Here is a 24,076-nt window from a genome sequence, read left to right as displayed (position 1 = left end):
GCACTAATTACGCTTTTGTTGCAGAAACTGGTTTTTTCGCGATAAGGCGTGGAATCCGGCGCATTACGGGTGGAATCCGCAATACCAAAAGCAGCGCACCTATAGAGGCATAGATCGCCCACTCCTTCAGATCGGCCCGCACAATCCACAGCATATGCAGCAAACCCAGCCCTAGAATCACATACACCAGACGATGCAGTTTCTTCCAACGGCTGCCCAACCGACGCTGGCTATAGCGATTGGAAGTCACCGCCAGCACCAATAAACAGAGGAAGCCCAGCGCACCCACAATGATGTAAGGCCGCTTACGCAGCTCCACCCCGAATTGCGACCAATCAAGACCAAGAATAAAGACGCAGTAAGCCGCCAGGTGCAGAACCACATATGCAAAACACCAAAGCCCCAGCTGTCGGCGGATTGCTATCCACCCCGCCCACCCGCTCAGCTTCTGCAATGGCGTCATGCCCAGCGTGATCAGCAACAGAATTAACGTCCCAAGACCCAATCGGTCCATCAACACTTTGCCAGGGTCAGGCCCAAGCACAGAACTCCACGCCTCATACAGCCAGAAAAAAGGCCATATAGCTGCCGCTATAAAGACGCTTACGCGCCAGATGGGGTAACGCATCAGTAATTCTTCCGCAGGTCGAGACCGGTATAAAGCGAGGCGACCTCATCCGAGTAGCCATTGAACATCTGGGTCTCGCGCACATTCGGGCTGAACAGACCACTCGGCAGGCGACGCTCCCGCGCCTGGGTCCAGCGTGGATGATCGACCGTAGGGTTCACGTTTGCGTAGAACCCATATTCATCCGCAGCGATACTCTGCCAGGTCGTTTTCGGTTGCTCGCTCACCAGGCTGATACGCACAATGGATTTCACGCTCTTGAAGCCATACTTCCACGGCACCACCAGACGCAATGGTGCACCGTTCTGGTTAGGCAACTCACGGCCATACATACCTACGGCAAGGATCGCCAGCGGGTTCATCGCCTCGTCCAGACGCAGCCCTTCTATATAAGGCCAATCGATCAGACCAAAACTCGAGCGCTGGCCCGGCATGCTTTTCGGGTCCTGCAGGGTTTCAAAGCGGATGTACTTGGCCTTGGAGGTCGGCTCAACTTGCTTGAGCAAGGCCGAGATCGGGAAGCCGATCCATGGAATGACCATCGACCACGCCTCGACACAGCGTAAACGGTAGATACGTTCTTCTAACTGATAGGGCTTCATGAAGTCTTCGAGGGCATAACGCCCCGGTTTCCCGACTTCCCCATCAATCACCACACTCCAAGGTTCAGTCTTGAGTGAACCCGCATTCGTCGCCGGGTCGCCCTTGCCTGTACCGAACTCATAGAAGTTGTTGTAGTGGGTCGCGTCCTTGAATGGGGTGATGGCTTCGTCCTTGACGGTAACCGCCTGCCATTTCGTACTCGGCAGTTTTTCGGCGAACCAGTTCGGTGCTTTGCCCGGCTCCACGTCTGCGTAACGTGCAGCCTCCTCAGCGCTGGCCCAGCGCGGCAATGCACTGGCGGCCACGCCGGTGAGCGCACCACCGAGTAAACTACGGCGAGAAAGATAGAAGGATTCAGGCGTGACATCCGATTCGTGACATTCGGACGCTTTGGGGATTTTGATTAACATGGCAACTCCGCAGCATTGGAGGACTGATGCACCAATAGACTGCGGAGTATGGCGGACATTACATTAAGGCAATGTTTTGTCGCGTCGCAGATGCAGAAGGTACTGAATCGGCCCCGAAGCGGCGTAAATCAGGAACGCCAGCAGCAGGATACGCGGCGGATCACTGAACACGACCGCGAACACCAGCACCACAACGAGGATAGCGACGAAAGGCACGCGCCCCTTGAGGTCGAACTCCTTGAAACTGTTGTACTTGATGTTGCTGACCATCAGCATGCCAGCAGCCGCAACCATCAAGGCCACCAGGAATGACATCTTCGAACCCTGGATGCCGTAGTCACTGAAGGCCCAGACGATACCCGCCACTACACCCGCAGCAGCCGGGCTGGCCAGACCAATGAAGTAACGCTTGTCGGCAGTGCCCACTTGGGTATTGAAGCGCGCCAGGCGCAACGCGGCACCGGCGACATAGATGAAGGCGACCATCCAGCCAACCTTGCCCATATCCCCCAGCGCCCATGCAAATGCCAGCAGTGCAGGCGCAACGCCGAAAGCAACCATGTCCGACAGCGAGTCGTACTCGGCACCGAAGGCACTCTGCGTATTGGTCATGCGCGCAACACGGCCATCCAGGCCATCAAGCACCATGGCCACGAAAATTGCGATGGCAGCAAAGCCGAAATACTTGCTGGCGCTCACCGCATCACCCGCCGCCAATGCACTTTGAGCGCTCATGGAGTTGATGATGGAATAGAACCCGGCGAACAGGTTCGCCGTAGTGAACAGATTGGGCAGAAGATAGATGCCACGATGCCGGACCTTGCGACCTTCCGCGTCATGCCCTTCTTCGACATGCTCATCGATCGGTAGCAGGCTTTCGGCGTCAGAGGCCTGGTGTGGCTCTTCGGGACGTTCGCTCATGGACTTTACCTTGCAACGGTGTGAAAAAATTCGACAAATACTTGCGGCGCGTGTTCGCCCGCAAACGATGCAGCTTTATACCAGAACCAGCTCCTCAAACGAAAAAACGCGGCCTAAGCCGCGTTTTCTCTTGATGCGTACGACTTAGTTTTTAGCTTTGTCGACGATCTTGTTGGCACCGATCCACGGCATCATGGAGCGCAGTTGCTCGCCGATGACTTCGATACCGTGAGCGGCGTTGTTACGACGCTTGGCGGTCATCGAAGGGTAGCCGGTTGCGCCTTCGCTGATGAACATTTTGGCGTATTCGCCGTCCTGAATACGTTTCAGGGCGTTGCGCATGGCCTGACGGGACTCGGCGTTGATCACTTCCGGGCCAGTCACGTACTCGCCGTATTCGGCGTTGTTGGAGATCGAGTAGTTCATGTTGGCGATACCGCCTTCGTACATGAGGTCAACGATCAGCTTCAGTTCGTGCAGGCATTCGAAGTAGGCCATTTCCGGCGCGTAGCCAGCTTCAACCAGGGTTTCGAAACCGGCTTTAACCAGCTCAACGGTACCGCCGCACAGAACGGCTTGTTCGCCGAACAGGTCGGTTTCAGTCTCGTCCTTGAAGGTGGTTTCGATGATGCCGGTACGACCGCCACCCACGCCGGCAGCGTAGGACAGCGCAACGTTCTTGGCGTTGCCCGAGGCGTCCTGGTAGATCGCGATCAGGTCAGGGATACCGCCGCCTTTGACGAACTCGGAACGCACGGTGTGGCCCGGTGCTTTCGGCGCGATCATGATCACGTCGAGGTCAGCACGCGGCACAACCTGGTTGTAGTGAATCGCAAAACCGTGGGAGAAGGCCAGGGTGGCGCCTTTCTTGATGTTCGGCTCAATTTCGTTCTTGTACAGCGCGGACTGGAACTCGTCCGGGGTCAGGATCATGACCAGGTCGGCAGCAGCAACGGCGGAAGCAACGTCAGTCACTTTCAGGCCATGAGCTTCAGCCTTGGCAACAGTGGCCGAGCCTTTACGCAGGCCAACAGTCACGTCAACGCCGGAATCTTTCAGGTTGCACGCTTGAGCGTGGCCCTGGGAACCGTAGCCGATGATGGCGACTTTCTTGCCCTGGATGATCGACAGGTCACAATCTTTATCGTAATAAACTTTCATGAGGTTCCTCTATATATCCAGGCCGTAAGGCCATTCGCTAATTTGGGTTAGATGCTGAGTACTTTGTCGCCACGGGCAATCCCGGTGACACCACTGCGTACCGTTTCCAGAATCGAGGCCGTCCCGATCGACTGGATGAAGCTGTCCAGCTTGTCGCTTGTACCGGTCAGTTGAACGGTATAAACGCTGGCACTCACATCGACGATCTGCCCGCGATAAATATCGGTAGTGCGTTTGATCTCGGCACGTTGGGCACCCGTGGCTTTGACCTTGACCAGCATCAGCTCGCGCTCGATGTGGGCACTTTCCGACAGGTCGACCAGCTTGACCACTTCGATCAGCTTGTTGAGGTTCTTGGTGATCTGCTCGATCACCTCATCGTGGCCCACGGTGGTCAACGTCAGGCGCGACAGGGTCGGGTCTTCGGTTGGCGCCACGGTCAGGCTTTCGATGTTGTAGTTACGTTGCGAAAACAGGCCGACAACACGAGACAGAGCGCCGGGTTCGTTCTCCAGAAGCAGGGAGATAATGTGCCGCATGATTAAGTACGCTCCGTCTTGTTCAACCACATATCGCGCATGGAGCCGTCTTTGATCTGCATCGGGTAGACGTGCTCGCTGGTGTCCACTTGAATATCGAGGAACACCAGGCGGTCCTTCATGGCGAACGCCTCTTCCATCTTCGGCTTCAGATCTTTCAAATCGGTGATGCGAATGCCGACGTGGCCATAGGCTTCAACCAACTTGACGAAATCCGGCAACGACTCCATGTAGGAATGGGAGTGACGGCTGTTGTAGCTCATGTCCTGCCACTGACGAACCATGCCCAGCACGCCGTTGTTCAGGCAGACGATCTTCACCGGAAGGCCGTACTGCAAGCACGTCGACAGTTCCTGGATGTTCATCTGGATGCTGCCTTCACCGGTGACGCACGCGACATCGGTGTCGGGGAAGCTCAGCTTCACACCCATCGCCGCAGGGAAACCAAAGCCCATCGTGCCCAGGCCACCGGAGTTGATCCAGCGGTTAGGCTTGTCGAACTTGTAGTACTGCGCGGCGAACATTTGGTGCTGGCCCACGTCGGAGGTCACAAAGGCGTCGCCCTTGGTCACTTCGCACAGGGTTTCGATCACGGTTTGTGGCTTGATGATGCTGCCGTCGCCCTTGTCGTAAGGGAACAGGCCGCGGTCACCGCGCCATTCGTCGATCTGCTTCCACCAGCTGGCAACGGATTCCTTGTTCGGCGTTTCGCCGATGTCCTTCAGCGCGGCGACCATTTCGGTCAATACGCTTTCTACAGGACCCACGATCGGCACATCGGCCTTGATGGTCTTGGAGATGGATGCCGGGTCGATGTCAATGTGGATGATCTTGGCATTCGGGCAGAATTTGCTCGCGCCGTTGATCACTCGGTCATCGAACCGCGCGCCCACCGCCAGGATTACATCGGCGTGGTGCATGGCGAGGTTGGCGGTGTAGCTGCCGTGCATGCCGAGCATGCCGACGAACTGACGGTCCGAACCCGGGAATGCGCCGAGGCCCATCAAGGTGTTGGTGACCGGCAGGTTGAGCAGTTTGGCCAGTTCGGTCAACGGTGCGGAACCGCCGCCCAGAATCACGCCACCACCCGAGTACAGGACTGGGCGCTTGGCCGCCAGGAGCATTTCTGCCGCCTTGCGGATTTGCCCCGAGTGCCCACGAACGGCTGGGCTGTAGGAGCGCAGCTTGGCTTTCTTCGGGAAGACGTATTCGAATTTTTCAGCCGGGTTGGTCATGTCTTTCGGGATATCTACAACAACAGGCCCCGGACGACCGGACTGTGCGAGGTAGAAGGCCTTTTTCATGACTTCCGGGATTTCCGACGCATGCTTGATCATGAAGCTGTGTTTCACGATCGGCCGGGAGATACCGATCATGTCGGTTTCCTGGAATGCATCGGTACCGACCATGGTGCTTGCGACCTGGCCGGAAATGATCACCATCGGGATGGAGTCCATATAAGCAGTCGCGATGCCGGTAATGGCATTGGTTGCGCCTGGGCCGGACGTTACCAGTACCACGCCGGCTTTACCGGTGGCACGGGCATAACCGTCAGCCATATGGGTCGCGGCCTGTTCGTGGCGAACCAGGATGTGGGTAACAGCCGGTTCCTTGAACAGTGCGTCGTAAACATGCAGCAGAGCACCACCTGGGTACCCATAGATATAGTCGACGCCTTCGTCACGCAAAAAGCGGACGAGCATCTCACCGCCAGATAAAAGCTCCACGTTGTTCACCTCTAAAACGCCAGAATACCGTCCGTTAAAAACCGACGGGTCTTAATAGGTTTACTTCTCAACAGAGCATGAGCGACGGTGGTCGCCGACTACGTCAGCACTGACTGAGCAAGTATTGGGATCGTCCCAAGTGTTGCGGGCTTTTCCCACCCAGCGCGAGGTAACGCGTTGCGGGTGTTACAGGTCGGCGCGGATATGCGCCTCATGATCTGCTGAGCGGGCCTGCTTCTGGCAGTCCCGATACAGCGGACTTTGGATTCTTCTGTTTCAGCCCCTTCAAGTCAAGCAATAATTGCGCTTTTTTCCAACTAAGCGCATGAGAACGCATAAGAAAGGGGTTTGAGGAGGGATAAAACTCGCCTGAATGTCGTCAAGCGGTAGAAATGTGCGCAAGACTGCCGGAAAACCCGGCAGTCAGGCAATTAACGAGCGTCGACGATCAATTGGTCGAACTTTTTCAGCGCATTACGCAAGCCAAGGCTTTCCAGCGGCCGATCGGCGTAAACCATCTCGGCCATTTCCAGGATCCCTGATGCATTGGGCAATGGCAGGTCCTGCTCGAGGATCTGCTTCATGCGCACCAGGAAAATCCATTGCAGCCATTGGTGGAAATCCAGAGTGTCGACCGAAAAAGGCTCGACACTGCTGAGCGCCTCGGCGCTGGGGGACACCTCGTCCCACCAGCCCTGCACGCGCAATTCGCGCTCAATCAGCAATAACTGTTCGGCAATCGCTGGAAAACGCGCATCCATCAGAGGCTGACCTTGGCTTTTTGACGTGCCTGGGCGGCACCGGCGGCATCGCCTTGTGCGGCACGTGCATCACCAATCAAGGCCCACAGATTGGCTTGCAGGTCTGGGCGACCATTGGCCAGGGTCAGGCCGCGACGGGCGAACTGCTCGGCTTGCGGCGCATCGCCCTGGGCCATGCGCACTTGGGCCAGGCGATACAGCACTTGCGGCTCACGTGGAGCAACGCGTTGGGCGCGCTCGAGGCTCGACGATGCACCATTCAAGTCGCCACCGGCCTGTTGCTGCTGGGCGGTGGTCAATAACGCCAGAACCGGCCCGTCCAATTGCTCGTCCGCCGAAAGGCCGCCAGCGCTGGACGCCGATGGAATGCCACTCGGCGTGGAAGGCATGTTGTAGGTACCCTGATTGACCGGCGCCGTTTGAATCGGCGTGGAGTCAACCGGCCCCGATGTGCTTGGCCCTGGCGTCCACGGCTCGGCACTGATCGGTGCGGAGGTCGCAGCACCACCGCCCGGCACCATCACCACCACACCCGAATCCTGGGGAATGGATTGAGGGGTGGCTTGGGCAGGACGCTTGACCACGGTCTGACGGAAACCGCCGTTGGCCGAGATGCGATCGTTATTCGAAACCGTCGTGCTCGAGTCCACAACGGGAATCGAACCGCGCTGCACGCTTGAGCAACCGCTGAGCACCGCGAGAGCTGTAATAGCTGGAATCAACCACTTGTTCACTTGAAACCCTCTTTGCTTAATTCATCCAGCCCTTGACCCAATCCATCACCGATTCCGCGTCAGCGGGGGCACTGCCACCGCATGCGGCGCCGGGTGGTGGCTCGCTGCCGCGAATATACGGCATCTGCACTGCGCCCGGACAGTTGGCATCGGAGCCCTGCCCCGTGTGCGGATCAATCCAGGCCTGCACGATGTTGTCCGGTTGCGGCATATTCAGCGGCAGCGGGTCGGCCTTGCGCATGAAACTGGTCCAGACCTGCAGCGCACCGGTGGCACCGGTGAACGGCGTCTTGCCATTGTCGTCACGCCCCAGCCACACCACGGCCAGTACATCCTGGCCGAAGCCGGCGAACCAACTGTCACGCGAATCGTTACTGGTGCCGGTCTTGCCCGCCAGCGTCAGGTTTGACGGCAGCACGCTGTAGACCGAGCGCCCTGTACCTTCACGCATGACGCGCTGCATGGCGTTCTGGATCAGGTAAATGGAGCCCGCATCAAAACGCTGCTGAATCTGGAACGGGTACCGCTTGAGCGGCTCGCCCTCGGCAGTCAGCACGCTGCGAATGCCGCGCATCGGTGTATTGAAACCACCGTTGGCCAGCGTCTGGTACATGGTGGCCACTTCCATCGGCGTCATGGCGCCAGCGCCCAGCAGCATCGATGGGAACGCCGGGAACTCACGGTTGATGCCGAGGCGACCCAAGGTTTTCAACACATTCGGCACACCCACTTCCAGCCCAAGGCGCGAGGTGGAAATGTTGTAGGAATGGGCCAGGCCTTGGTACAGGAACACGGTGCCGTGGGATCGACGATCGAAGTTCTGCGGCGTCCACACTTGGCCATCGGCACCTTTGACCGACAGCGGGTCATCCGAGAGCCAACTGGTCAGCGTGTATTTGCTCGGCTTTTCCAGAGCCGTCAGATAGACCGCCGGCTTGACCAGCGAACCGATCGGCCGCACAGCATCGAGCGCGCGGTTGAAACCGGCAAAGCTCGCCTGGCGACTGCCGATCATGGCCTGCACTTCACCGGTCTCCGGGTTGGTCACGACCATCGCCGCTTCGACCTCATCGGAGCCTTTGCGGCCGGTCAGGCGCTTGAACGTGTCGTTGACCGAGGCTTCGGCTTTCATCTGCAGAATCGGGTCGAAACTGGTGAAAATCCGCAGCCCCTCTTCGGTCAAGTCTTCGTCACGATAGTCTTCACGCAACTGGCGTTTGACCAGGTCGATAAAGCCTGGGAACGAGCTGTCGGCCAGCTTGCCGCGGGTGGTAACGCCCAGTGGCATTTTCTTCGCCGCCGCGACTTGCTCGGCCGTCGCCACGCCCTGCTGTTCAAGCACGTCCAGCACCAGGTTGCGACGCTCAAGCGCGCGCTCCGGGTTGCGACGCGGGTTGTAATAGGACGGGCCCTTGACCATGCCCACCAGCAACGCAACTTGATGCAATTTCAATTCGGACAACGGCTGGCCAAAGAAGAACTGGCTGGCCAAGCCAAACCCGTGAACGGCGCGCTGGCCATCCTGACCGACGAATACCTCATTGAGGTAAGCCTCGAGGATCTCCTGCTTGCTGTAATGCAGCTCCAGCAGCATTGCCATCATGGCTTCGGTCAGTTTACGGGTCAGGCTGCGCTCGTTGGTCAGGTAGAAGTTCTTGACCAATTGTTGCGTCAGCGTACTGCCGCCCTGAGTCATCTTGCCGCCAGAGGTGTTGACCCAAATGGCGCGGGCAATCGACTTCGGCGACACGCCCCAGTGGCTGTAGAAATCGCGGTCTTCCACGGCAACCAGGGTTTCGAGCAGATACGGCGGCACCTGATCAAGCTTGATCAGGATGCGATCTTCAAGATTTTTCGGGTAAATGCCGCCGATCATCAGCGGCTCAAGGCGTACCACCGGCAGCTTCGAACCGTTGAGAGACGACAGTTCGGCGACGTAATCGCCCGAGAAACGCACGCGCACCGGCTGGGCTTTTTCCAGGCCCTCATAGAATTGGAAACCGCGGGTGTTCAAGTCAACGGTATTGCCGCTGACGGCGGCTGCGCCCGGGCCATTGCTCACTGGCTCGCGGCGGTAGCCCAGTGCATCGAGTTCGGTAAGGAAGTCATCCTTGCTCAGCTTCTGGCCGGTGAACAGTTCCAGCGGGCGTGCGTACACCTTGGCCGGAATGGTCCAGCGCTTGCCGGAGAATTTCTCCTGGACCACAGCGTCGAGGTACACCGCTAAGCCGGCGAGCACCACCAGGCCTACCAGGCTTAGCTTGAGTGCCCAGCCCAGCCACGGGCGCAGGCCGCGGGAAGGAGGTTTTTTACGGGAACGGGGAGATCGGGTTCGAGTCATGGCGGCGGATTATACGCACTTTATTGATGATCAACATGAGCCGGACAGCGGTTTGCACGACCGGCTGTAACCGCCATAATGCCCGCCATGATTTCCCCCCGACTTTGAAGGATCGCCTGTGAGCCAGACCCTGATCGCTGCCCTGCAAAACCCGGCTTTGTATCCCCATCCGGTTGAAGCGTTTCAAGTTATCGAGACCCATATTTCCTGGGTCATTCTGACCGGCCCCTTCGCCTATAAACTGAAGAAGCCGATGAACTTCGGCTTCCTGGATTTCACCCAACTGGATGACCGTGGGCACTTCTGCAATGAAGAACTGCGCCTCAACCAGCGCCTGACTGAAGATTTGTATCTTGAAGTGTTGCCAATCACCGGCAGCGCCGAAGCCCCACAACTGGGCGGCGACGGCCCGGTGATCGAGTACGCGCTGAAAATGCGCCAGTTCCCGCAAAGCCAACTGCTCAGCACCTTGCAAGCCAACGGCGAACTGACCAGCGCGCACATTGATGAAATGGCCAGGCAGATTGCGCATTTCCACCTCAGCGCACCGAAGGTTCCACAGGAGCACCCGGCCGGCACGCCGGACGAGGTGATGGCACCGGTACGCCAGAACTTCGAGCAGATCCGCCCCTTCCTCAGCGAAAAAGCCGACCTGGCTCAACTGGAAGCCCTGCAAGCCTGGGCTGAAAGCAGCTTCGAGCGACTCAAGCCACTGCTGGTACAGCGCAAGCTCGATGGCTTTACCCGCGAATGCCACGGCGATATCCACTTGGGGAACGCCACGCTGATCGACGGCCAAGTGGTGATCTTCGACTGCATCGAGTTCAACGAGCCCTTCCGCTTCACCGATGTGTACGCCGACACCGGCTTCCTGGCGATGGACCTGGAAGACCGTGGCCTCAAATCCCTGGCGCGCCGCTTTATCAGCCAATACCTGGAACTGACCGGCGACTACCAAGGCCTCGAAGTGCTGAACTTCTATAAAGCCTATCGCGCGCTGGTACGCGCCAAGATTGCGCTGTTCAGCATGCCCAGCGAGGCAAGCCCGGTACAACGCGCCACTACCCTGCGCCAGTACCGCAACTACGCCAACCTGGCAGAAAGTTACAGTACGATTCCTTCGCGCTTCCTGGCGATTACCCACGGTGTATCGGCCGTCGGCAAAAGCCACGTGGCCATGCGCCTGGTGGAAGCATTGGGCGCCGTACGCCTGCGTTCGGATGTGGAGCGCAAGCGCCTGTTTGGTGAGCAGCAGGTAGAGAACACGCCACAGGCCGGTATCTATGCCGCCGACTCCAGCGCAGCCACCTATGCTCGTCTGAACGAAATCGCCGATACCGTGTTGCGTGCCGGCTACCCGGTGGTGCTGGATGCCACCTTCCTTAAAAGCGAACAACGCGACGCAGCCGCCAAAATTGCTGAAGCCACCGGCGCGCCCTTCCTGATCCTGGATTGCAATGCGCCGCAAGCTGTTATCGCCAGCTGGTTGGCACAACGTCAGGCGGATAAAAACGATCCTTCCGACGCGACACTGGCCGTAATCGAAGAGCAGCAGGCCAATCGCGACCCGCTGACAGCCCAAGAGCTGCTGCTCAGCAAACGCGTCGAGACCAATGAGAGCGGAACCCTGGATGCCTTGGTAGCGCACATCCGCCAAGCCCTGCCAGGTTTGTAAGAAATATTTCTTGGTCGTGTCACCGATCTACGGTGCACGACCGAGCAATAGTGGCACTATAATGGCGTCATAATTCCAACAGGAGTCGCCGTCATGAGTCAGCCCAAGCTTCTTGATACCCCGCTCTACGCGCTCCTGCACAAGGACGACATTCGAGGCTTCAACCAGGAACGCCCCAAAGACGGGACCATCGACATGCGCGGTGGCGACTTCCGCGGGCTGGACCTGCGTGACCTGGACGCCACCGGTGTCGACTTCACCGACGCCTACTTCCGCTCCGCCGACCTGCGCGGCCTGGACTTGCGCGACTGCTCATTGGAAGGCGCCAGCTTGGCCCATGCGCAGATCTCCGGCACCTACTTCCCGCCTGAACTGACTGCGGACGAGATCCTGATGTCGGTCAATTTCGGCACGCGCCTGCGCTACCGCACCAAGTGACGCCCCCTGTCGAACCCCGGCTACGCATCCAGCGCGCCGGGTGATTCGCACCTGCCCACATACAAACACTCAGCGCCATTCTTATAAGCGTTTCAGCCGTTCATGACCAAAGAACTACGCTTTTCCTACTGAGCGCTACACTCCTTTTCAGGCTTGCCTGGTCACGAATACCCACCGCACCATTCGGCCGTCGCAAGGAGGCTTGATGAACGATGAGCTGCAACACCTGAAAAACCTTGGCAAGACGTCGGCGCAGTGGCTGCACGCGGTGGGTATCCACAGCGCGTCCGACTTGCGCCGCCTGGGAGCGGTCGATGCCTACCGAGCCGTACGAACTCGCGGCTTCCGGGCATCGAAAGTGTTGCTGTATGCAATTGAGGGCGCATTGATGGATGTGCACTGGAACGACATTCCCGCGGAGCGCAAGGAAGCACTGAACCGCCAGTTGGATGCTATTTCAGCGCGTCAGAAGATTTAGTGCGGCGATCAGGCCCAGTGTTTACGGGCATTGCAAACACGTATTGAAGAAATCAGCAAAACGCACGAAAACAAATGTTGACTCTTAAATGAGAATCGTTATGATTATCACAACTGGTCGCGAGATCAGCCGATAACTGAAAGACCATTGGTTCGGACTCTCAGATTATCTCCTCATCAGGCTAATCACGGTTATTTGACCCGGCTCTTGCCGGGTCTTTTTTTACCTGTAGAAAGCTGCCTGTAAAAAAGCCAGCCTCAGCGCGCAATGATCAGCGGATGCCCACGCTCCGGATGCGGCTGCACCAGCACATCCAAACCAAACACAGCCTTGAGCGGTTCCGGTCGCAAGACTTCGGCGGGCGTGTCCAGGGCATGTGGGCGCCCGTCCTGCAGCAGCAAGATACGGTCACAGTAGCGCGCCGCCAGGTTCAGGTCATGGAGGATCACCAGCACCGCCGCGCCTCGATCGGCGAAGCTGCGAATAGCCTGCAACGTCGTGTGCTGGTGCAAAGGGTCAAGCATTGACGTCGGCTCATCCAACAGCAGCGTCTGCCCCGCTTCACCCGGCCATAACTGCGCCAATACCCGCGCCAGGTGCACACGTTGACGCTCGCCACCGGACAACGCCAGGTAACTGCGACCGCTCAAGTGCCCGACGTCCGCTGCGTGCAACGCCGCGCTGATGATTTCATCATCACGCACTCGCCCGGTCTGATGCGGCAAACGCCCCATGCCGACGACTTCTTCGACCCTGAACGCAAAATCCAGGGTCGAGGTTTGCGGCAACACTGCCAGCCGTTGCGCACGCTGAGAGCCGCTCCAACTGCTTAGCGCTTGCTGATCCAGCCACACATTGCCCTGATCAGGGTGCAACTCACCGCACAGCGCGCCCAGCAGGGTACTTTTGCCGGCGCCATTGGGCCCCAGCACGCCCAGCACTTGGCCCGGCAACAGGTCCAGGCTGACATCGGCCAAGACAGTCTTGCGACCGCGCCGAATCTGCAGCGCTTCGACTCGCAGCATCAGGCACGCCCCCGCAACAACAGATAAAGAAAAAACGGCGCGCCAATAAACGCCGTCACAATGCCGATCGGTAACTCCGCCGGCGCCAAGGCCAGGCGCGCCACCAGATCCGCAAACAGCAGCAAACTCGCGCCCGCCAGCACCGAGGCCGGCAGCAGTACCCGATGGTCAGGCCCCGCCAGCAGCCGCACCAGGTGCGGCACCACCAGCCCGACAAACCCAATCATCCCTGCCGCCGCTACTGCCGCGCCCACGCCCAGAGCGGTGCAAAACACCAGCTCACGCTTGAGCCCTTCAACATCAATGCCAAGGTGGCTGGCCTCGGACTCACCCAGCAACAGTGCATTCAGCGCCTTGGCCCGGCGCGGCAGCCACAGCGCCACACCGGCGCTCACCAGCAATAAAGGCCACAACCGCGAATAGCTCGCGCCATTGAGGCTGCCCAGGTTCCAGAAGGTCAGGGTGCGCAAGGTGGCGTCGTCGGCCAAATAGGTAAACAACCCCACCGCCGAGCTGGCGAGGGCTGTGAGCGCAATACCGGCGAGCAGCATCGTCGCCACATTGGTCTGGCCATTGCGGCGCCCGAGGCGATAGACCAGGGCCGTGACGCCCAACCCACCGAGAAACGCACACAACGACAATAAATAAGGCCCGAACGCATCCGGCAGGCCGCCAAAAAACGCACCGCCGACAATCGCCACCGCCGCGCCCAGCGCCGCACCACTGGACACACCCACCAAGCCTGGATCGGCCAGCGGGTTTCGAAACAACCCCTGCATCGCCACACCCGACAACGCCAGCACACCGCCGACCGCCAAGCCGAGCAATGTGCGCGGCAGGCGAATTTGCCCCAGGATCAATTCGGCCTGCTCCAGGCCTTGGGCATCAATCGGCACACCCATCAGGCGCAAGGCGGCCCTGAGCGTGTCCAGCAACGGCAGGCTCACCGGCCCCAACGCCAGCGAGAGCCAGATCGCCAATACACACAACAGCGTCAGCCCGATAAACAGCGTTTTCGGTTTAACCAGAGTGGTCATGGGGCAGGTTTTGCCTGGGACGGATAAAACCCGGCAGACAGTTGCACCAGGCTTTGCGGCAAACGCGGCCCCAGCCCGCCGACCAGCAGCGTCGGGTCGAGCTCAAATACGCGGCCATGCTTGGCGGCGGGCGTTGAAGCCAAAATCGGGTTTTCCTTGAACAACGCCGCGCGGGCCGCATCACCGGTAAGGGCACGATCCGCAAACACCAGCACGTCCGGACTCAACCCCGCCAGCGACTCCACCGAAAACGGCTTATAGCCAGTGTGGGTCGCCAGGTTGCGCCCGCCCGCCTGTTGCAGCAGCCAATCTGCGGCGGTGTCTTTGCCCGCAATCAGCGGCTTGCCGCCCGCGTGGCCAAGCAACAACAGCACGCCTGGTGCCTTTTGTGTGGCCTGCGCTTTGGTGACCCAGGTTTTCTGCCGCTCAAGCGCCTGTTCATATCCGGTAAACAATTCGTTGGCTTTGGCCTCGCTGCCGAGCAACTTGCCCAAGTGCTGCAGGTTGCCCTTCAGGGTGGGAAGATCCGGTTCGGCCGAGAACATCTCCACCTGCACGCCCGCGCCACGAATTTGCGCGAGCACCGGCGGCGGGCCCATTTCTTCTGTGCCTACCAGCAGCTGCGGGCGCAGGCTGAGAATGCCTTCGGCCGACAACTGCCGCTGATAACCGATGCTGGGCAACGCTTTCAGCGATTCCGGGTGCTGGCTGGTAGTATCAACGCCCACCAGCTTCGATTCCCCGCCCAAGGCCGTCACCCATTCCGATAGCGCCCCACCGGCACTGACCCAGCGTTGTGGCAGTTCAGAGGCTTGCGCCCCCTGGTGGACCAGCAGTGAGGCAACGAGCGCGATAGCGCTGGTACTCAGGCGCATAACAGGGTTTCCTTCCAAGGGCAGGGCGAAGCCGGCATTTGATAATTGTTTGCATTTGCACGTCAAGGCACTTAAGGATTGAAATGAAGTTTCTCTGCCCCTCCGACACCCTCGCGCCCAACAGCAGCCTCGGCTTTGAGATCGACGGCTGCAAGCTGTTGGCCGTGCGCCGGGATGGCGTTGCCTACTTCTATATCAACCGTTGCCCCCATCGCGGCATCCCGCTGGAATGGCAGCCCAATCAGTTCCTCGACACCAGCGCCAGCCTGATCCAGTGCGCCACCCACGGCGCGCTGTTCCTGATCGAGAGCGGCGAATGCATCGCCGGCCCGTGCGCTGGTCAAAGCCTCACCGCCCTGCCCGGCCGCGAAGACGCACAGGGCTTGTGGGTGGAACTCTAGTCGCCGATCAGCACTTTCAAGCGCCGGTCGACGTAAATTTCCTCGGGCGTGACGTGCACGCCGTAAGCCAGCACCTCCACACCCGCAGCCTTTGCCTCACGCAACGCCGCAGCGTAACCGGCGTCGATCTCCACGGCCGGGCGTACCGCCTCGATTCCCGACAAGTTGACGCAATACAACTGCACCGCCCGCACGCCGTCGCGCGCCAGGTACGCCAGTTCACGCAAATGCTTGGCGCCGCGCTGGGTCACGGCATCGGGAAAGGCGGCCACCGCAGTGCCGTCAAAGCCCAGGGTGACACTTTTGACTTCGACAAACGCCGCGCCCTGTGGGTAATCCAGGCGGAAGTCGATACGGCTTTTCTCCTGGCCGTAAGGCACTTCGCGCTTTAGCGCAGTAAAGCCATTGAGCTCGGTGATGACGCCGGCGCGCAACGCCTCCTCAACCAGCTGATTGGCGCGCGCCGTGTTCACGCACGCCAGCCGGCCTTGCGGCGTTTCGGCAATTTCCCAGGTACCCGGCAGCTTGCGCTTGGGATCGGTGGAGCGACTGAACCAGACTTGGCCGCCTTCCACCATGCAATTAAGCATCGACCCGGTGTTCGGGCAGTGAATGGTCAGCAACTCGCCGGTAACGGTTTCGATATCGGTGAGAAAGCGCTTGTAGCGGCGAATCAGCCGCCCTTCTTCGAGGGGAGGATGAAAACGCATCAGCCTTGCCAGCTCCGTAAGCCACGGGCGATTCGTTCGACTGCCTCTTGTAGCCGTTCGAGGTTTTGCGTGTAGGCAAAACGCACATGATGACCAGCCTGATAACGGCCGAAATCCAGACCGGGCGTAAAGGCTACGTGTTCGGTTTCGAGAAAATGGCGGCAAAACGCGAAGGCATCACCGCCGAACGCGCTGATATCGGCGTACAAGTAGAAGGCGCCTTCCGGCTCGACGGCGATGCCGAACCCAAGCTCACGCAGGGCGGGTAGAAGGAAATCACGACGACGACCAAACTCGGCGCGGCGCTCTTCCAGAATGCTCAACGTTTGCGGGGTAAAACAGGCCAGCGCCGCGTACTGGGCCATGCTCGGCGCGCTGATGTAGAGGTTTTGCGCCAGCTTCTCCAACTCGCCGACCGCAGCGGGCGGCGCTACCAGCCAACCGAGGCGCCAGCCGGTCATGCCGAAATACTTCGAAAAACTATTTAGGACGAACGCATCGTCATCGACTTCCAGCACGCTGGCGGCGTCGGTGCCATAAGTGAGGCCATGATAGATCTCATCCACCACCAAATGGCCGTCACGCGCCTTGATCGCACTCGACAACTGCGCCAATTCGTCCCGCGTAAGAATGGTGCCGGTGGGGTTGGCAGGCGACGCAACCAGTGCGCCCACGCTGTCCTGGTTCCAATGCTTGGCCACCAGGTCGGCGGTCAATTGGTAACGCACGTCCGGGCCGACCGGCACCAGTTGTGCCGCACCTTCCACCAAGCGCAGGAAATGCCGGTTACACGGGTAGCCGGGGTCGGCCAATAACCAATGTTTACCGGGGTCGACCAACAGACTGCTGGCCAACAACAAGGCGCCGGAGCCACCGGGGGTGATCAGAATGCGCTCAGGGTCGACACTCAGCCCGTAACGTTGCTGGTAAAAGCCGCTGATGGCCTCACGTAGCTCAGGCAGCCCACGGGCCGCGGTGTAACGAGTCTTGCCATTCGCCAGCGCCGCCTGGCCGGCCTGGATGATCGGTTCAGCCGTGGTGAAATCCGGCTCGCCGATCTCCAGGTGGATCACATCGTGGCCGGCCGCCTGCAGCTCGTTCGCTCGCGCCAGCAACGCCATGACATGAAAAGGTTCGATGGCGCGACTGCGCGCACTGTAGGGCTGAGCCATTAGCCTTCCTTAACGGTGAGGACAAAATCAGGATTCTACCGAACCCTCACGGTAAAACATGCTCTATTGCCTGCTCGGCCATCCACGATGAACCGAGCAAGCGCTTGCAAAACGACTAAAATCAACAATCGAGACACGCTATACCCAGCCATGGCGGGCTGTTGCTGTTTGCACCCCCGCCAAGTTGGGCCTCGACAACCGGGAGTGGCGCACCCCGAATCTATCTGGTAAGTTCGCCCGCTTGCAGCCGCAGGGCCGGCAGGTGTCGGTGACGTTGCAATCCTGCGCAATGGATTAGAAGAGTGAGAGGCGGTCTATTCATGTCCACCCAAGCAAAGCAACAGCAGCAGAGCCTCAGTGGCTTCACACCTTACGTTGAAACGAAGGGTGAGGAGTACATGGGCAAGCCCATGCGCCAGCACTTCACCAAGATCCTGCAAAAGTGGAAGCAGGACTTGATGCAAGAGGTCGACCGTACCGTTGACCACATGAAGGACGAAGCCGCCAACTTCCCGGACCCGGCAGACCGTGCCAGCCAGGAAGAGGAATTCGCCCTCGAACTGCGCGCCCGTGATCGTGAACGCAAGCTGATCAAGAAAATCGACAAAACGCTGCAACTGATCGAAGACGAGGAATATGGCTGGTGCGAATCCTGCGGCGTCGAGATTGGTATTCGCCGCCTGGAAGCCCGCCCAACCGCGGACCTGTGCGTAGACTGCAAGACCTTGGCTGAAATCAAGGAAAAACAGGTCGGCAAGTAATCCTGTCGAGCTGAACGAATGGGGCGTGCAAACGCCCCATTTTTGTTTCTGGCGTTTACCGATTTTCCAGTAGTATCCGGCCCATGACAGCCTCTACCTATATTGGGCGTTTCGCCCCCACGCCCAGCGGCCACCTGCATTTCGGCTCGCTGGTTGCCGCCCTCGCCTCCTACCTCGATGCCCGCGCCAATCACGGCCGCTGGCTGATGCGCATGGAAGACCTCGACCCACCCCGTGAAGAACCCGGCGCCCAGGCGGCGATCCTGCACGCCCTGGAAAGCTACGGCTTCGAATGGGACGGTGAACTGGTCCGACAAAGCGAGCGGCATGACGCCTACGCCAAAGTCCTCAACGACATGTTCAACCATGGCCTGGCCTACGCCTGCACTTGCTCGCGCAAGCAGCTGGAGCCCTACCACGGGATTTACCCAGGTTTGTGTCGCAACGCCGGGCATGCTCAGCACGACGCGGCCATCCGCCTGCGCGTGCCTGAGCTGGAATACCACTTTACCGACCGCGTGCAGGGCGAATTCCGACAGCACTTGGGCCGCGATGTAGGCGATTTCGTCATCCGTCGCCGTGACGGCCTGTATGCCTATCAACTGGCCGTGGGGCTCGATGATGCCTGGCAAGGTGTAACCGATATCGTGCGCGGCGCCGACCTGCTCGATTCCACGCCGCGCCAGCTCTATCTGCAGGAATTGCTGGGCTTGCGCCAGCCGCGCTACCTGCACGTGCCGCTGATCGTCCAGCCGGACGGTAACAAGTTGGGCAAATCCTACCGTTCGCCGCCGTTGACACCCGACCAGGCTACGCCTTTGCTGTTAAGGGCATTGCGCGCCCTCGGCCAGCCGGCCGGCGCTGAATTGCTGCACGCCAGCCCGCGCGAACTGCTGGATTGGGGCATTGCGCACTGGGATGCCAGCCGGATCCCGCGCACACTCACGCTGGCCGAAGCGCAATTGAGCTGAAGGCGCTTGCAGGTTGCGAGCCATCCGTTACCATCGCCGCAGTTTTTTAATCAGAGGCCAACATGTACATCTATCGATTGGTCCTGCTGCTGGTCGTCGGGATCTACCTGTTTTCCCCCGCCATCATGGATTGGTGGATCGACGCCACGGGCGCCTGGTATCGCCCCTATCTGCTGTGGCTGATCCTGATCGTCGTGACCTTCATCCTGCAGAGCCAAAAAGATGCCGATGAGCTTTAGCCTCACCCAGATGCTGCTGATCAGCGCCGCCTACCTGGCCGCGCTGTTCGCCGTGGCCTGGATCAGTGAGCGCGGAATGATTCCGCGGGCGATCATTCGCCATCCGTTGACCTACACCTTGTCCTTGGGCGTCTACGCCAGCGCCTGGGCGTTTTATGGCACCGTGGGCCTGGCCTATCAGTACGGCTACGGCTTCCTGTCCAGTTACCTCGGGGTGTCCGGCGCATTCCTGCTGGCGCCGGTGTTGCTGTACCCGATCCTGAAGATCACGCGAACCTACCAGCTGTCATCCCTGGCGGACCTGTTTGCCTTCCGCTTTCGCAGCACCTGGGCCGGCGCACTCACCACGATTTTCATGCTACTCGGCGTGTTGCCGCTGCTGGCCTTGCAGATCCAGGCCGTGGCGGACTCCATCAGCATCCTGACCCGCGAGCCGGTGCAGCATCGCGTCGCGCTGGCCTTTTGCGCGTTGATCACGCTGTTCACGATTTTCTTCGGCTCACGCCATATCGCCACCCGTGAAAAACACGAAGGCCTGGTGTTTGCGATTGCCTTCGAATCGGTGATCAAGCTGATCGCCATCGGCGGCGTCGGCCTGTATGCGCTGTACGGCGTGTTCGACGGCCCGCAACAGCTGGAGTTGTGGCTGCTGCAAAACCAGACAGCCCTCGCCGCCCTGCACACGCCGTTGCAGGAAGGCCCATGGCGCACGCTGCTGCTGGTGTTCTTCGCCTCGGCGATTGTGATGCCGCACATGTACCACATGACGTTCACCGAGAACCTCAACCCGCGCTCACTAGTGAGTGCAAGCTGGGGCTTGCCGCTGTTCCTGCTGCTGATGAGCCTGGCGGTGCCGCTGATTCTGTGGGCCGGCCTCAAGCTGGGGGCGACCACCAACCCGGAATACTTCACCCTCGGCGTCGGTATTGCGGCCAACAGTAAATCCCTGGCGTTGCTGGCCTACGTCGGCGGTTTGTCGGCGGCCAGTGGTTTGATCATCGTCACCACGCTGGCGCTGTCGGGCATGGCGCTCAATCACCTGGTGCTGCCGCTGTATCAGCCGCCGGCCGAAGGCAATATCTACCGCTGGCTGAAGTGGACGCGTCGCGCGCTGATCGTTGCGATCATCATGGCCGGTTATGGCTTCTACCTGTTGCTGGGCGCCGGGCAAGACCTGGCCAACCTCGGCATCGTCGCGTTTGTCGCCACCTTGCAGTTCCTGCCCGGCGTGTTGTCGGTGCTGTACTGGCCGACCGCCAACCGCCGGGGCTTTATCGCCGGGCTGCTGGCGGGGATTCTGGTGTGGATCGTCACCATGCTGCTGCCGCTGGTCGGCAATTTGCAGGGCTTCTACATTCCGTTGCTGAACATGATTTACGTGCTCGACGACACCAGCTGGCACATGGCGGCGATTGCTTCGCTGGCGGCCAACGTGCTGATGTTCACCTTGATCTCGCTGTTCACCAACGCCAGCCCTGAAGAAACCAGCGCCGCCGAAGCCTGCGCGGTGGACAACGTGCGCCGCCCGCAACGCCGCGAACTGCATGCCGCCTCGCCCCAGGAATTTGCCACGCAACTGGCCAAGCCGCTGGGCGCCAAAGCCGCACAGAAGGAAGTCGAACAGGCGCTGCGCGATCTGTACCTGCCCTTCGACGAACGCCGCCCGTATGCGCTGCGGCGCTTGCGTGACCGGATCGAGGCCAACCTGTCCGGGCTGATGGGGCCGAGCGTGTCCCAGGACATGGTTGAAACCTTCCTGCCTTACAAGGCCGGCGGCGAAAACTACGTCACCGAAGACATCCACTTCATCGAGAGCCGGCTGGAGGATTACCACTCACGCCTCACCGGTCTCGCTGCCGAACTCGATGCATTGCGCCGCTACCACCGCCAGACCCTGCAGGAGCTGCCGATGGGCGTGTGCTCCCTGGCCAAGGATCAAGAGATCCTGATGTGGAACAAGGCCATGGAAGAACTGACCGGCATCGCCGCCCAGCGGGTAGTGGGTTCGCGCCTGAACACCCTGGGCGATCCGTGGAAAGAACTGCTGCAAGGCTTTATCAACCTGCCCGACGAGCATTTGCACAAGCAGCACCTGGCGCTGGACGGCCAGACCCGCTGGCTCAACCTGCACAAAGCCGCGATCGACGAGCCGCTGGCGCCCGGCAACAGCGGCCTGGTGCTGCTGGTCGAAGATTTGACCGACACGCAAATGCTTGAAGACAAGCTGGTGCACTCCGAGCGCCTGGCGAGCATTGGTCGTTTGGCCGCAGGCGTGGCCCACGAGATTGGCAACCCGATCACCGGTATCGCGTGCCTGGCGCAGAACCTGCGAGAAGAGCGCGAAGAAGACGGTGAAATCACCGAAATCAGCGGGCAAATCCTTGAGCAGACCAAGCGCGTTTCACGCATCGTGCAGTCTTTGATGAGCTTCGCCCATGCCGGCGCACATCAGAATCAGGACGAGGCCGTGTGCCTGGCCGAAGTCGCGCAGGATGCCATTGGGCTGCTGGCCTTGAACCGGCGCAATTTCGAAGTACAGTTCTTTAACCTGTGCGACCCGGACCACTGGGTCGACGGCGACTCCCAACGCTTGGCGCAGGTGTTGATCAACCTGCTGTCCAATGCCCGCGACGCGTCCCCGCCGCACAGCGCGGTACGCGTCAAGAGCGAGGCTTTCGAGCACACGGTCGATCTGATCGTGGAAGACGAAGGCAGCGGTATTCCACAGAACATCATGGATCGATTGTTTGAACCTTTCTTCACCACCAAGGACCCAGGTGAAGGCACCGGTCTGGGCCTTGCACTGGTCTATTCCATCGTTGAAGAGCATTATGGACAAATCACCATCGACAGCCCGGCTGACACCGAAAGCCAACGCGGCACCCGTATTCGGGTGACCTTGCCGCGTCATGTCGAAGCGACGTCCGCTGTGAACTGAGACCGTCGAGAGAATTGAATCAATGCCGCACATTTTGATCGTCGAAGACGAAACAATTATCCGCTCTGCCTTGCGTCGCCTGCTTGAACGTAATCAGTACCAGGTCAGCGAAGCCGGCTCGGTGCAGGAAGCCCAAGAGCGGTTCAGCATTCCCACGTTCGACCTGATTGTCAGCGACCTGCGCCTGCCGGGCGCGCCCGGTACAGAGCTGATCAAGCTTGGCCAGGGCACCCCGGTGCTGATCATGACCAGCTACGCCAGCCTGCGTTCGGCCGTGGACTCGATGAAGATGGGCGCGGTGGACTACATCGCCAAGCCTTTCGACCACGACGAAATGCTCCAGGCCGTGGCCCGCATCCTGCGCGACCGCCAGTCGGCTGGCAGTGCGCCCGCCGAACAGCGCCCCGCCGGCAAGGCTGCCAACGGTGCGGACAAGCCGGGTGTCGACAACAGCAACGGCGAGATCGGCATTATCGGCTCCTGCCCACCGATGCAGGATCTGTACAGCAAGATCCGCAAAGTCGCGCCAACCGACTCCAATGTATTGATCCAGGGCGAGTCGGGCACCGGTAAAGAACTGGTGGCCCGCGCCCTGCACAACCTGTCCAAACGCGCCAAGGCGCCGATGATTTCGGTGAACTGCGCGGCGATACCTGAATCCCTGATCGAGTCCGAACTGTTCGGCCACGAGAAAGGCGCGTTTACCGGCGCCAGCGCCGGGCGTGCGGGCCTGGTGGAAGCGGCGGACGGCGGCACCTTGTTCCTTGACGAAATCGGCGAACTGCCCCTGGAAGCCCAGGCGCGCTTGCTGCGTGTGTTGCAGGAAGGCGAAATTCGCCGCGTAGGTTCGGTGCAGTCGCAGAAGGTCGATGTGCGCCTGATCGCCGCGACCCACCGTGACCTGAAAAGCCTGGCCAAGATCGGCCAGTTCCGTGAAGACTTGTATTACCGCCTGCACGTCATCGCTCTCAAGCTGCCGGCCCTGCGTGAGCGTGGCGCCGACGTCAACGAGATCGCCAGCGCTTTCCTGCTGCGCCAGAGTGCGCGCATCAACCGTACCGACCTCAAGTTTGCTCCGGACGCCGAGCAAGCCATTCGGCATTACTCGTGGCCGGGTAACGTGCGCGAGTTGGAAAACGCAGTTGAGCGCGCGGTCATCCTGTCGGAGAGCCCGGAGATTTCTGCCGAGCTGCTGGGCATCGACATCGAGCTGAGCGACTTGGAGGACGACGACTTCATCGGCCTGGCCCCACAACAGGGCGGCGGTAGCAATACCAGCCATGAGCCGACGGAAGATTTGTCACTGGAAGATTACTTCCAGCATTTCGTCCTTGAGCACCAGGACCACATGACCGAGACCGAGCTGGCGCGCAAGCTGGGCGTGAGCCGCAAGTGCCTGTGGGAACGGCGCCAGCGCCTGGGCATTCCACGGCGCAAGACCGGGGTGGCCAGCGAGAGTTGAGGGCGCGCCCCCACAGGTAACACCCTCAGATGTGAAAAAACTGTTACCGCAGCTTTTTCACGTAACAAA

23 protein-coding genes are annotated in these 24,076 nt (G+C 59.9%); 9 read left to right on the top strand and 14 right to left on the bottom strand.

Features of this window, described 5'->3' with window-relative positions:
• Positions 1 to 7: 7 nt before the first annotated feature.
• From msrQ to mrcB, 9 genes are all read right to left on the bottom strand, one after another.
• On the bottom strand, positions 8 to 628 hold the full coding sequence (msrQ, locus tag L8I05_RS23585) for a protein-methionine-sulfoxide reductase heme-binding subunit MsrQ (RefSeq protein WP_242171726.1): 621 nt from the start codon (positions 626 to 628) through the stop codon (positions 8 to 10).
• Entirely contained in the window at positions 628 to 1,641 is a 1,014-nt protein-coding gene (msrP, locus tag L8I05_RS23580; protein WP_242171725.1) for a protein-methionine-sulfoxide reductase catalytic subunit MsrP, read from the bottom strand. The genes msrQ and msrP overlap by 1 nt, the downstream gene beginning before the upstream one ends.
• Positions 1,642 to 1,704: 63 nt before the next feature.
• On the bottom strand, positions 1,705 to 2,562 hold the full coding sequence (pssA, locus tag L8I05_RS23575) for a CDP-diacylglycerol--serine O-phosphatidyltransferase (RefSeq protein WP_159959887.1): 858 nt from the start codon (positions 2,560 to 2,562) through the stop codon (positions 1,705 to 1,707).
• 144 nt (positions 2,563 to 2,706) lie between these two features.
• A complete protein-coding gene (gene ilvC / locus L8I05_RS23570; protein WP_003176099.1) occupies positions 2,707 to 3,723 on the bottom strand; it encodes a ketol-acid reductoisomerase in 1,017 nt (338 codons plus the stop codon).
• A 47-nt stretch (positions 3,724 to 3,770) separates the two neighbouring features.
• Positions 3,771 to 4,262, bottom strand: coding sequence for an acetolactate synthase small subunit (gene ilvN / locus L8I05_RS23565; protein WP_003176102.1), 492 nt, complete (start codon positions 4,260 to 4,262; stop codon positions 3,771 to 3,773).
• Between the two features lie 2 nt (positions 4,263 to 4,264).
• On the bottom strand, positions 4,265 to 5,989 hold the full coding sequence (locus tag L8I05_RS23560; RefSeq protein ID WP_159959891.1) for an acetolactate synthase 3 large subunit: 1,725 nt from the start codon (positions 5,987 to 5,989) through the stop codon (positions 4,265 to 4,267).
• A gap of 431 nt (positions 5,990 to 6,420) precedes the next feature.
• Positions 6,421 to 6,750 (bottom strand): YqcC family protein, encoded by a 330-nt coding sequence (locus L8I05_RS23555; RefSeq protein ID WP_095013553.1) that lies wholly within the window; start codon positions 6,748 to 6,750, stop codon positions 6,421 to 6,423.
• Positions 6,750 to 7,484 (bottom strand): hypothetical protein, encoded by a 735-nt coding sequence (locus L8I05_RS23550; protein ID WP_159959895.1) that lies wholly within the window; start codon positions 7,482 to 7,484, stop codon positions 6,750 to 6,752. Before L8I05_RS23550 ends, L8I05_RS23555 begins: the two co-directional genes overlap by 1 nt.
• Before the next feature lie 16 nt (positions 7,485 to 7,500).
• The gene (gene mrcB, locus L8I05_RS23545; protein WP_242171723.1) at positions 7,501 to 9,825 is read right to left on the bottom strand and encodes a penicillin-binding protein 1B; all 2,325 of its coding nucleotides are present in this window, start codon (positions 9,823 to 9,825) and stop codon (positions 7,501 to 7,503) included.
• Between the two features lie 118 nt (positions 9,826 to 9,943).
• Here mrcB and L8I05_RS23540 point away from each other — a divergent pair, with 118 nt between their 5' ends.
• The 3 genes from L8I05_RS23540 to L8I05_RS23530 all read left to right on the top strand — a co-directional run bounded on the left by L8I05_RS23540 (position 9,944) and on the right by L8I05_RS23530 (position 12,416).
• Positions 9,944 to 11,500, top strand: a complete 1,557-nt coding sequence (locus tag L8I05_RS23540) for a bifunctional aminoglycoside phosphotransferase/ATP-binding protein (RefSeq protein WP_242171721.1) — start codon at positions 9,944 to 9,946, stop codon at positions 11,498 to 11,500.
• Between the two features lie 93 nt (positions 11,501 to 11,593).
• Positions 11,594 to 11,938 (top strand): pentapeptide repeat-containing protein, encoded by a 345-nt coding sequence (locus L8I05_RS23535; RefSeq protein WP_159959901.1) that lies wholly within the window; start codon positions 11,594 to 11,596, stop codon positions 11,936 to 11,938.
• A gap of 205 nt (positions 11,939 to 12,143) precedes the next feature.
• Entirely contained in the window at positions 12,144 to 12,416 is a 273-nt protein-coding gene (locus L8I05_RS23530; RefSeq protein WP_159959903.1) for a TfoX/Sxy family protein, read from the top strand.
• A 257-nt stretch (positions 12,417 to 12,673) separates the two neighbouring features.
• Here the strand turns inward: L8I05_RS23530 and L8I05_RS23525 are convergent, their stop codons facing one another.
• From L8I05_RS23525 to L8I05_RS23515, 3 genes are read right to left on the bottom strand one after another with little or no spacing between them, the layout of a single operon-like run.
• A complete protein-coding gene (locus L8I05_RS23525) occupies positions 12,674 to 13,441 on the bottom strand; it encodes a heme ABC transporter ATP-binding protein (RefSeq protein ID WP_242171719.1) in 768 nt (255 codons plus the stop codon).
• Positions 13,441 to 14,478 (bottom strand): iron ABC transporter permease, encoded by a 1,038-nt coding sequence (locus tag L8I05_RS23520; protein WP_197626748.1) that lies wholly within the window; start codon positions 14,476 to 14,478, stop codon positions 13,441 to 13,443. Before L8I05_RS23520 ends, L8I05_RS23525 begins: the two co-directional genes overlap by 1 nt.
• Positions 14,475 to 15,353, bottom strand: coding sequence for an ABC transporter substrate-binding protein (locus L8I05_RS23515; protein ID WP_242171718.1), 879 nt, complete (start codon positions 15,351 to 15,353; stop codon positions 14,475 to 14,477). Before L8I05_RS23515 ends, L8I05_RS23520 begins: the two co-directional genes overlap by 4 nt.
• Positions 15,354 to 15,436: 83 nt before the next feature.
• Here L8I05_RS23515 and L8I05_RS23510 point away from each other — a divergent pair, with 83 nt between their 5' ends.
• Positions 15,437 to 15,754, top strand: coding sequence for a Rieske 2Fe-2S domain-containing protein (locus tag L8I05_RS23510; RefSeq protein WP_159959911.1), 318 nt, complete (start codon positions 15,437 to 15,439; stop codon positions 15,752 to 15,754).
• Here the strand turns inward: L8I05_RS23510 and sfsA are convergent.
• Positions 15,751 to 16,464, bottom strand: coding sequence for a DNA/RNA nuclease SfsA (gene sfsA, locus L8I05_RS23505; RefSeq protein WP_242171717.1), 714 nt, complete (start codon positions 16,462 to 16,464; stop codon positions 15,751 to 15,753). The two genes, L8I05_RS23510 and sfsA, sit on opposite strands and share 4 nt — an antisense overlap.
• Positions 16,464 to 17,636 carry a pyridoxal phosphate-dependent aminotransferase gene (locus L8I05_RS23500; RefSeq protein ID WP_242171716.1) on the bottom strand — a complete coding sequence of 391 codons (1,173 nt, stop codon included), beginning with the start codon at positions 17,634 to 17,636 and terminating at the stop codon, positions 16,464 to 16,466. The genes sfsA and L8I05_RS23500 overlap by 1 nt, the downstream gene beginning before the upstream one ends.
• A 320-nt stretch (positions 17,637 to 17,956) precedes the next feature.
• Between L8I05_RS23500 and dksA the strand changes: the two genes are divergently transcribed.
• The 5 genes from dksA to L8I05_RS23475 all read left to right on the top strand — a co-directional run bounded on the left by dksA (position 17,957) and on the right by L8I05_RS23475 (position 24,007).
• Positions 17,957 to 18,397: an RNA polymerase-binding protein DksA gene (dksA, locus tag L8I05_RS23495; RefSeq protein WP_034100675.1), complete on the top strand. Its 441-nt coding sequence runs from the start codon at positions 17,957 to 17,959 to the stop codon at positions 18,395 to 18,397.
• A gap of 83 nt (positions 18,398 to 18,480) precedes the next feature.
• Entirely contained in the window at positions 18,481 to 19,368 is an 888-nt protein-coding gene (gene gluQRS, locus L8I05_RS23490; protein WP_242171715.1) for a tRNA glutamyl-Q(34) synthetase GluQRS, read from the top strand.
• A gap of 62 nt (positions 19,369 to 19,430) precedes the next feature.
• On the top strand, positions 19,431 to 19,607 hold the full coding sequence (locus L8I05_RS23485; protein ID WP_003176118.1) for a hypothetical protein: 177 nt from the start codon (positions 19,431 to 19,433) through the stop codon (positions 19,605 to 19,607).
• On the top strand, positions 19,591 to 22,545 hold the full coding sequence (locus L8I05_RS23480) for a sensor histidine kinase (protein WP_162530298.1): 2,955 nt from the start codon (positions 19,591 to 19,593) through the stop codon (positions 22,543 to 22,545). Before L8I05_RS23485 ends, L8I05_RS23480 begins: the two co-directional genes overlap by 17 nt.
• A 22-nt stretch (positions 22,546 to 22,567) precedes the next feature.
• The gene (locus L8I05_RS23475) at positions 22,568 to 24,007 is read left to right on the top strand and encodes a sigma-54 dependent transcriptional regulator (protein WP_242171714.1); all 1,440 of its coding nucleotides are present in this window, start codon (positions 22,568 to 22,570) and stop codon (positions 24,005 to 24,007) included.
• Positions 24,008 to 24,076 lie beyond the last annotated feature (69 nt).

It is taken from the genome of Pseudomonas sp. MONT-RG-20F-20-E-7-02, assembly GCF_022662395.1.
In the GTDB taxonomy this organism is placed as follows: domain Bacteria; phylum Pseudomonadota; class Gammaproteobacteria; order Pseudomonadales; family Pseudomonadaceae; genus Aquipseudomonas.
The sequence above is the reverse complement of the archived record's forward strand: the minus strand, read 5'-3'. Positions and strand labels throughout refer to the sequence as shown.